Here is an 8,577-nt window from a genome sequence, read left to right as displayed (position 1 = left end):
GTCCCGGGCGGCGCTCCGGGCCGCGCGCTGCCAGCCGCGCGGCGCCTCGGGGCGCTCGAGCACCACCATGGCCTCGGCGCGCGCCTGGCGCGGGGCCCGCGAGAAGTCGGCGCTGCGCATCAGCGCGCCGCGGACGGGACGTCGCGGTCGCCCTCGTCCACCAGGTACACGTTCTTGATCTTCGTCGAGCCGCCCGCGAACGGGCCCGTGCCGTGCGCGTGCACCTCGACCCGCAGGTCCGAGGCCGTCGGGTCCTCCTCGAGGGACTGGGCCACGTCACGCGAGACGGACGCGAGATGGCGCAGCACCCCGGCGGCGGCGCGCGACGCGAGGTCCGCCCGCTCGGCGTCGTCGAGCGCGGCGTGCGCACGCAGCTGCAGGTGGATGCCGGGACGCTGCTCGTGGTCGCCGATGTCGACCAGGGAGAGCTTGAAGGACTCGATGGCCGCCGCGTGCGGGTTGTCGAGGTAGAGCCCGTTCTCGACGTCGAGCGGGTAGAGGTTCGCGCCCATGTAGGAGACGGTCGAGTCCTTGCGGCCGAAGAGCAGGAGCAGGGGCAGGCGCATGCCCTGGACCGCGGCCGCGCGCTCGACGCCGAACGTCAGGCGCGAGCGCAGCGGCTCGGGCAGGCGGTCCACCGCGGCGCGCATCGCGTCGAAGCTGAGGATCATCGCCTCGTCGCCGATGTCGTAGCGCAGCTTCGGGCTCATGATGTCGGCGGAGTTCAAGGTCACCAGCAGGCGCCCGTCGGACGTCGTCTCCAGGTAGGTCTCGAGCGGGTTGTACTGGAAGACCATCGGGGTGCGGGCCTCGCCGTCCCCGAGCACCTCCCGGCGCAAGGGCTCGTGGGCGATCAGGGCGCGGCGCAGCCACACGGTCAGGTCGCTCTCGCCGGCCATCCCGATGGTGAGGTCGGAGGCCCCGTAGCCCGAGTAGACGCGGCCGAAGCGGTCCTCCAGGTAGTCGCGCAGCCCCTCGGTGAGCGCCTCGCCGCCGACGAAGCCGTTGAGGTCGTAGGCGTCCCAGTCGAACCCGTCCGCGTCGAGCCGGTCCCGCAGGTGCTTGAGGAAGGGCGGGTACGCGCACACCAGGTAGGTGTAGCCGGGGCCGAAGTGGCGCAGCGTGTCGACGATCTTGTCGATCTCCGGGCCGGTGTTCTTGACCATGGCGATCCGCGACATGGCGATGCCCGTGTTGGTGCCCGTCGCCCAGGCGCCCATCGAGAAGGCGTTGATGGCGAAGAGCCCGCGGGTGCCGAAGATCTGCGTCACGTACCCCGCGACGTTCTTGTGGACCGTGGCGAGCTCACGCTTCGAGCGCAGCCAGTTGTACGGGGTCCCGGACGAGCCGGACGACTCGTCCACCACGGTGCCCACGGTCCGGATCTCGCCGTCCCAGCAGCGCTCCGCCTCGGGGTACCGGTCGACGTAGCCGTGCTTGGAGGTGGGCTCGTACGCCGTGAGGTCCCACCAGCGGAAGCGGAAGCCGTGCTCCTCGACGTGGCGGCGGTACGCGGGCACGTCCAGGTAGGCGTGCTGGCAGATCATCCAGGCGTTGAGCCGCGCGAAGCGCTCCATCGCGGGGTGGTAGTTCCGGGCCGTGAACCGCCACAACGCGGGGTGCACCCGGTACATCCGGTAGACGAGCGTGACGACCCCGGTCGCGACCCGCAGCGCCGCCTGGCGCAGGACGCTCGTCCGACGCGGCGCCGCGCCGGTGCCTGTCACCGCGGCGCCGTGGCCGGATGTCCCGGGGCGCCCGGTCCCGCGGCGCCGGCCGCGCGGGCCCCGGCCCGGCGGCGCCACCAGACGATGCCGATGACGAGCATCGGCATCCCCGTGATCGCCGTGGCGATGGCGGCGAAGACGCCGAACACGGACCCGAAGATGCCGACGAAGAACGGCCCGAACGCCTGGTCCGGGGCGAGGAGCACCCGTGCGGTCCCGCCGTCGCTGACGGGCGGCGCCGTGACCGTGTACTGCCCCGCCTCCTGCGTGCGGAAGGCGCCGACCGAGCGGACGGCGGTGCCGTCGCGCGACGCCGAGAGGTTCACGCCGGGGCTCCGGTCGGCCACGATCTCGTTCCCGTCCGGGCTGACGAGCACGACGTCGTCCTCGAGCTCGACGTGGTCCCCGCCCGCCGAGGTCGAGGTGGCCAGGAGCACGACGTAGCTCGTGTCCGCCTCGAGCTGCGCCGTGCCCTGCCCTGGCGCGCTCACCTCGGCGACGACCCCGGGACCCGCCTGACCGTCCGACGTCAGCAGGTCGGTGGGCAGGAGGTTGAGGAAGGTCCGTCCGACGAGGACCGCGATGACGACCGTCGCGACGCAGAGCACCGCTCCGGCGACGGTCAGCGCGACCGGTCCGCGCAGCGAGGTCGACGGCGGGGCGGCGTGCGGGCCCGCGGGCGCCGCGGGCGGGGGGAAGGGCGCGCTCATGCCCCGAGGATAGGGCGGCGTAGGATCCGCCGACGTGATCTCCGACACGCCGCCCAGGATCGGTGTCCTGGCCCTCCAGGGCGACGTGCGCGAGCACGTCGCCGCGCTCGAGGCCAGCGGCGCGCGTGCCGTGCCCGTGCGGCGCACGCGCGAGCTCGCCGAGGTCGACGGGATCGTGCTGCCGGGCGGCGAGTCCACGACGATGGCCAACCTGCTGCAGGTCTTCGAGCTCTTCGAGCCCCTGCGCGACGCGATCGCCGCCGGCCTGCCCGCCTACGGGTCGTGCGCGGGGATGATCCTGCTCGCCGACCGGCTCGAGGACGGCGCGGCGGGCCAGCGGACCCTCGGCGGGCTCGACGTGACCGTGCGCCGCAACGCCTTCGGCCGTCAGGTCGACTCCTTCGAGACGGACCTCGTCGTCGAGGGCGTCGCCGACAGCGCCACGGACCCGGTGCACGCCGTGTTCATCCGCGCGCCGTGGGTCGAGCGCACCGGGCCGGGCGTCCGGGCGCTGGCCACCGTCGCATCGGGCCCCGCCGCCGGTAGGATCGTGGCGGTGCGCGAGCGTGACGTGGTCGCGACGTCCTTCCACCCCGAGATCACGGGGGACATGAGGCTGCACCGGCTGTTCGTCCAGATCGTCACCGAGCGCGGCTGAGGGGTTCGTCGAAGCGATGTCCGGTCACTCCAAGTGGGCCACCACGAAGCACAAGAAGGCCGTCGTCGACGCCAAGCGGGGCAAGCTCTTCGCGAAGCTCATCAAGAACATCGAGGTGGCCGCCCGCGTGGGCGGCGGTGATGTCGCCGGCAACCCGACGCTCTTCGACGCGATCCAGAAGGCCAAGAAGTCCTCGGTCCCGAACGACAACATCGACCGCGCGGTCAAGCGCGGCTCCGGCCAGGAGGCCGGCGGGGCGGACTACCAGACCGTCATGTACGAGGGCTACGGCCCCGGCGGGGTCGCGGTCCTGGTCGAGTGCCTCACCGACAACCGCAACCGTGCGGCCGCTGACGTGCGCATCGCGTTCACCCGCAACGGCGGCGCGATGGCCGACCCCGGGTCCGTGTCCTACCTGTTCTCCCGGCGCGGCGTCGTGGTGATCCCCAAGACGGACGGCCTCACCGAGGACGACGTGCTGGCGGCGGTCCTGGACGCGGGCGCCGAGGAGGTCACCGACCTGGGCGAGGCGTTCGAGGTGCAGAGCGAGGCGTCCGACGTCGTCGCCGTGCGCACCGCGCTGCAGGACGCCGGGATCGACTACGACTCGGCCGAGGCCCAGTTCGTGCCCGCCACGCAGGTCGAGGTGGACGCCGAGGGCGCCCGCAAGATCCTGCGCCTCATCGACGCGCTCGAGGACAGCGACGACGTCCAGGACGTCTTCGCGAACTTCGACGCGTCCGACGAGGTCATGGCGGAGCTCGAGGAGGACTGAGCGCCCGGCGAGGCGTCCGGCCGTCGCGTCCGCGCGCTGGGAGACTGGTGCGGTGCGCGTGCTGGGAGTGGACCCGGGCCTGACCCGCTGCGGTCTGGGCGTGGTCGACTCGCGCCCGGGGCGGCGGGTGGTGCTCGTCGCCGTCGGCGTCGCGCGCTCACCGGTCTCCGACGACGTCGCGTCGCGCCTGGCCCTCGTGGGTGACCAGGTGGAGACCTGGCTGGACGAGCACGAGCCCGACGCCGTCGCCGTGGAGCGGGTCTTCGCGCAGCACAACGTGCGGACCGTCATGGGCACGGCCCAGGTGTCGGGCGTCGTCATGGCGGCCGCCGCCCGGCGCGGGATCCCGGTGGCGCTGCACACGCCGTCGGAGGTCAAGGCGTCGGTCACGGGCTCCGGGCGGGCCGGCAAGCCGCAGGTGCAGCAGATGGTCGCGCGGATCCTCGGGCTCGCGGAGCTGCCCACCCCCGCCGACGCGGCCGACGCGCTCGCCCTGGCGATCTGCCACCTCTGGCGGCCCGTGGCCGCGGGCACGACGTCGCCGGTCCGTGCGGGGACCGGCGCGGGCGGCGCCGCGGGGGCCACGTCCGGGGCGACACCGGCCCAGCTCGCCTGGGCGCGGGCCGAGGCCGCCGCCCGGCTCCGGTGAGGTCCGGCGCGTCGGGGCACCCGGTGTCCGGGCGGCGCGCTAGCGTGGTCGTACAGATGTTCGGGTCGCTCGCGTGACCGCGTCCCGCCGTGGCGGCGGCGCGTCCGCGCGAGGAGGACGGGAGGGTTCGTGATCGCCTCGCTGCGCGGGCAGGTCGTCGGGGTGCGCCTCGACGCGGCAGTCGTCGACGTGGGCGGTGTCGGGATGCTCGCGTACGCGACGCCGGCGACCCTGGCGGGACTGCGCGTCGGGCAGGAGGCCGAGCTCGCGACGTCGCTGGTCGTCCGCGAGGACTCGCTGACCCTCTACGGCTTCGCCGACGCCGACGAGCGGGACACCTTCGAGGCCGTCCAGACGGTGAGCGGCGTCGGGCCACGGCTGGCGCTGGCGATGCTCGCGGTCCACACGCCCGACGCGCTGCGGCGCGCGGTCGCGGGGGAGGACCTGGCGGCGCTCCAGCGCGTGCCCGGCATCGGGCGCAAGGGCGCGCAGCGGATCGTGCTCGAGCTGGCCGACCGCCTCGGGGCCCCGTCGGGCGGGCCGACGACGGCGGCGGCCGCGGTCGCCGACCGGCGCGGTGAGGTCGTGGAGGCGCTCGTCGGGCTCGGCTGGACCGCGAAGGCGGCCGAGGAGGCCGTCGCCGTGGTGTCGCCGCCTGACGCGGGGCCCGTCGACGCCGGCGAGGTCGCCTCGGTCCTGCGTGGCGCGCTGCGGGTCCTGGGCGGCGGTCGTGCCTGACGAGGAGATCGTGACCGAGCGCATCGTCGCCCCGGGCGCGGAGGATCTCGAGCGCGCGGCGGAGGCCGCACTGCGGCCGCAGCGCCTGGCCGAGTTCGTCGGGCAGCGCGTGGTGCGCGACCAGCTCGAGCTCGTGCTCCACGCCGCCCTCGGGCGGGGCAAAGCGCCCGACCACGTCCTGCTCTCCGGCCCGCCCGGGCTGGGCAAGACGACGCTCGCCATGATCATCGCCGCCGAGCTCGGGACGTCGATGCGCGTCACGTCGGGTCCGGCCATCCAGCACGCGGGGGACCTCGCCGCGGTGCTCTCCTCGCTCGAGGAGGGCGAGGTGCTCTTCCTCGACGAGATCCACCGCCTCGCGCGTCCCGCCGAGGAGCTCCTCTACGTCGCGATGGAGGACTTCCGCGTCGACGTCGTCGTGGGCAAGGGGGCGGGCGCCAACGCGATCCCGCTCGCGCTGCCCCCGTTCACGGTCGTGGGCGCGACCACGCGGGCGGGGCTGCTGCCGGCGCCGCTGCGCGACCGCTTCGGGTTCACCGGGCACCTCGACTTCTACGACGACGAGGAGCTCCAGCAGGTGCTCGCGCGCTCGGCCGGGCTGCTCGGCGTCGACCTGCACGCCGACGCCGCCGCGGAGATCGCGAGCCGGTCCCGCGGCACGCCCCGCATCGCGAACCGCCTGCTGCGCCGCGTGCGCGACTGGGCCCAGGTGCGCGGTGACGGCACGCTGGACCTGGCCGCGGCCCGCGCCGCGCTGGCCGTCTACGAGGTGGACGACCTCGGCCTCGACCGGCTCGACCGCGGCGTGCTGCGCGCGCTGTGCGAGCGCTTCGGCGGCGGGCCGGTGGGGCTCACGACCCTCGCGGTCGCGGTCGGGGAGGAGCCCGAGACGGTCGAGACGGTCGCCGAGCCGTTCCTCGTCCGCGAGGGCCTCATGGGGCGGACTCCGCGCGGCCGCGTCGCCACCGCGCGGGCCTGGGCGCACCTCGGCCTGCGGCCCCCCGCACCGGGCTCGGACACCCTCTTCGGCTGAGCGCCGCCCGCCCGGGAACCGCGCGTCCGCGCGAGGCGTTAGGGGCCAGGAGCGTCGGTCACCTAGACTCGCGCGGTCGCAACCCAACAGGACGTGAGAACGACACCATGGACTACAGCTTCCTCATCATCCTTGCCCTGGCCTTCGGCGCCATGTGGCTCATGACGAGCCGCACCCGCAAGCAGCAGAAGGAAGCCGCGAACTTCCGGGCGAGCCTGGCCCCCGGCCAGGAGGTCATGACGGGCTCTGGCCTGTTCGGCACCGTCGTCGACGTCGAGGGCGACATCGTCACCCTCGAGACGTCGCCCGGCGTGACGAGCCGCTGGCTCCGTCCCGCCATCGCCAAGCTCGTGGACCCGCCGGTCGCGGACGAGCTGGAGGCGGAGGACGCGGACGACGAGCTGGACGACGACGAGCTGTACGAGGACGAGCTGTACGAGGACGAGGTCGACGAGACCACGGACGCCGACGCCACCCTCCAGGTGCCCGACGACGCGTCGAGCCTCACCGAGGGGCGCGACGACGAGGGCACGACCCGTCGCTGACGGGGGTACCGGGCGCCGCACCGCGGCGCCCCGGGTCTGACGCACGAGAGAAGACGGACCGTTGGCCACATCGAACCGCCCACGCCCGAAGCGCACGCTGGTGTCGCTCGGCGTCGTGGTGATCGCCCTCCTCGGCGCTCTCCTCGCCGGCAACCACTGGTCGGACGCGTCGCTGACGCCGTCGCTGGCCCTCGACCTCGAGGGCGGGACGCAGGTCATCCTCACGCCCACCGCGGACAGCGGTGAGAAGGTCACCGAGGAGACCATCGCGCAGGCGATCGAGATCATCCGCCAGCGCATCGACGCGTCCGGCGTCGCGGAGGCGGAGATCACCAGCCAGGGCGGCTCGAACATCGTCGTGGCGATCCCCGGGGAGCCCGACGCCGAGACCCTCGACCTGGTGCGGGAGTCGGCGCAGATGCTCTTCCGGCCCGTCATCGTCCAGGCCGCGCCGACGCCGGTGCCCGAGGAGCAGCGCACCCCTCTCGGCGAGACGCCCGTCGAGCAGGTCGAGCCCGCCGACGCGAGCGACCCCGCCTGGCTCACGCCTGAGCTGCTCGCCGAGTTCGAGGCCTACGACTGCACCGACCCCGCGAACCTCCGCGGCGGCCCGGACCTGGTCGGCTCCCCGGACGAGGCGGTCGTCGCGTGCGACGCGTCCGGCACCGCCAAGTTCGTGCTCGGACCGGTCGAGGTGCGCGGCGACGACGTGGAGAGCGCGAGCTCGGGTCTGCGCACGACGCAGACCGGCGCGGTGACGAACGAGTGGGTCACCAACATCGAGTTCAACCGGGAGGGCACGAGCCAGTTCCGTGCCGTCACGGAGCGCCTGCTCGGGCTCGAGTCGCCGCGCAACCAGTTCGCGATGGTGCTCGACGGCCTGGTCATCTCCGCGCCCTCGGTCAACAGCGTGATCGCGGACGGCAAGGCCGAGATCTCGGGCAACTTCACGCGCGAGTCGGCTTCGACGCTCGCGCAGCAGCTCAACTTCGGCTCCCTGCCGCTGACCTTCACCGTCCAGAGCGAGCAGCAGATCTCCGCGACGCTCGGCTCCGAGCAGCTCCAGCGCGGCCTCCTCGCGGGCCTCATCGGGCTGGTCCTGGTCGGCATCTACTCGATCTTCCAGTACCGGGCGCTCGGCCTGGTCACGGTGGCCTCGCTCGTCATCGCCGGCGTCGTGACCTACCTGCTCATCGCCTTGCTCTCGTGGACGCAGGGCTACCGCCTCAGCCTCCCGGGCGTCGCGGGCATCATCGTCGCGATCGGTGTCACGGCGGACTCGTTCATCGTCTACTTCGAGCGTGTCCGCGACGAGCTGCGGGACGGGCGCACGCTGCCGGCCGCGGTCGCCGAGGGCTGGAACCGCGCGCGCCGCACGATCCTCGCGTCCGACGCGGTCAACTTCCTCGCCGCGATCGTCCTGTACTTCCTCGCGGTCGGCGGCGTCCGCGGGTTCGCGTTCACGCTCGGCCTGACGACGCTGGTCGACCTCATGGTCGTGTTCCTGTTCACCCACCCGGTGATGGTCCTGCTCGCCAGGACCAAGTTCTTCGGCGAGGGCCACCGGGCGTCGGGCCTCGACCCGGAGAGCCTCGGTGCCCGCAGCAGGTACGTCGGGCGCGGCCGCGTGGTGGCGCCCGGCGAGCGCGCGACGGCGTCGCGCCGGCCGGGCACGTCGACCGCGGTCGACGACGTCGTCGCGACGCCGGCCGACGACCGGGAGCCGGTGGGCGTGGCCGGGG

At 73.9% G+C, this 8,577-nt stretch carries 9 protein-coding genes; 7 read left to right on the top strand and 2 right to left on the bottom strand.

The genetic code is table 11. The features are described from left to right. Window positions 1-119: 119 nt before the first annotated feature. Both IDM29_RS12485 and IDM29_RS12480 read right to left on the bottom strand, forming a co-directional pair. Entirely contained in the window at window positions 120-1,727 is a 1,608-nt protein-coding gene (locus IDM29_RS12485) for a phenylacetate--CoA ligase family protein (RefSeq protein ID WP_182111221.1), read from the bottom strand. Next, the gene (locus IDM29_RS12480) at window positions 1,724-2,437 is read right to left on the bottom strand and encodes a hypothetical protein (RefSeq protein WP_182111220.1); all 714 of its coding nucleotides are present in this window, start codon (window positions 2,435-2,437) and stop codon (window positions 1,724-1,726) included. Before IDM29_RS12480 ends, IDM29_RS12485 begins: the two co-directional genes overlap by 4 nt. Before the next feature lie 34 nt (window positions 2,438-2,471). Between IDM29_RS12480 and pdxT the strand changes: the two genes are divergently transcribed. From pdxT to secD, 7 genes are all read left to right on the top strand, one after another. Beyond that, the gene (gene pdxT / locus IDM29_RS12475; RefSeq protein WP_304518590.1) at window positions 2,472-3,095 is read left to right on the top strand and encodes a pyridoxal 5'-phosphate synthase glutaminase subunit PdxT; all 624 of its coding nucleotides are present in this window, start codon (window positions 2,472-2,474) and stop codon (window positions 3,093-3,095) included. A 16-nt stretch (window positions 3,096-3,111) separates the two neighbouring features. Continuing rightward, the gene (locus IDM29_RS12470; RefSeq protein WP_182111219.1) at window positions 3,112-3,870 is read left to right on the top strand and encodes a YebC/PmpR family DNA-binding transcriptional regulator; all 759 of its coding nucleotides are present in this window, start codon (window positions 3,112-3,114) and stop codon (window positions 3,868-3,870) included. 52 nt (window positions 3,871-3,922) lie between these two features. Next, complete coding sequence (ruvC, locus tag IDM29_RS12465; protein WP_182111218.1) at window positions 3,923-4,519, top strand: crossover junction endodeoxyribonuclease RuvC; 597 nt, start codon at window positions 3,923-3,925, stop codon at window positions 4,517-4,519. Window positions 4,520-4,648: 129 nt separating this feature from the next. Next, window positions 4,649-5,257: a Holliday junction branch migration protein RuvA gene (gene ruvA / locus IDM29_RS12460; protein ID WP_182111217.1), complete on the top strand. Its 609-nt coding sequence runs from the start codon at window positions 4,649-4,651 to the stop codon at window positions 5,255-5,257. Between the two features lie 10 nt (window positions 5,258-5,267). After that, window positions 5,268-6,290 carry a Holliday junction branch migration DNA helicase RuvB gene (gene ruvB, locus IDM29_RS12455; protein WP_255491521.1) on the top strand — a complete coding sequence of 341 codons (1,023 nt, stop codon included), beginning with the start codon at window positions 5,268-5,270 and terminating at the stop codon, window positions 6,288-6,290. Window positions 6,291-6,397: 107 nt separating this feature from the next. Next, window positions 6,398-6,835 (top strand): preprotein translocase subunit YajC, encoded by a 438-nt coding sequence (gene yajC / locus IDM29_RS12450; RefSeq protein ID WP_182111215.1) that lies wholly within the window; start codon window positions 6,398-6,400, stop codon window positions 6,833-6,835. Window positions 6,836-6,896: 61 nt separating this feature from the next. Next, a partial coding sequence (gene secD, locus IDM29_RS12445; protein WP_223148282.1) for a protein translocase subunit SecD occupies window positions 6,897-8,577 on the top strand: 1,681 nt, incomplete at its 3' end.

This window comes from Actinotalea sp. JY-7885, from assembly GCF_014525465.1.
In the GTDB taxonomy this organism is placed as follows: Bacteria; Actinomycetota; Actinomycetes; order Actinomycetales; family Cellulomonadaceae; genus Actinotalea.
Note: the sequence above shows the minus strand (reverse complement) of the source record. Positions and strands in the feature narration are given on the sequence as shown.

Bases quoted from the DNA above. Each gene is read 5' to 3' on its own strand.
- IDM29_RS12480 (WP_182111220.1), bottom strand. From the start codon at position 2,437: ATGAGCGCGCCCTTCCCCCCGCCCGCGGCGCCCGCGGGCCCGCACGCC.
- IDM29_RS12470 (WP_182111219.1), top strand. From the start codon at position 3,112: ATGTCCGGTCACTCCAAGTGGGCCACCACGAAGCACAAGAAGGCCGTC.
- yajC (WP_182111215.1), top strand. From the start codon at position 6,398: ATGGACTACAGCTTCCTCATCATCCTTGCCCTGGCCTTCGGCGCCATG.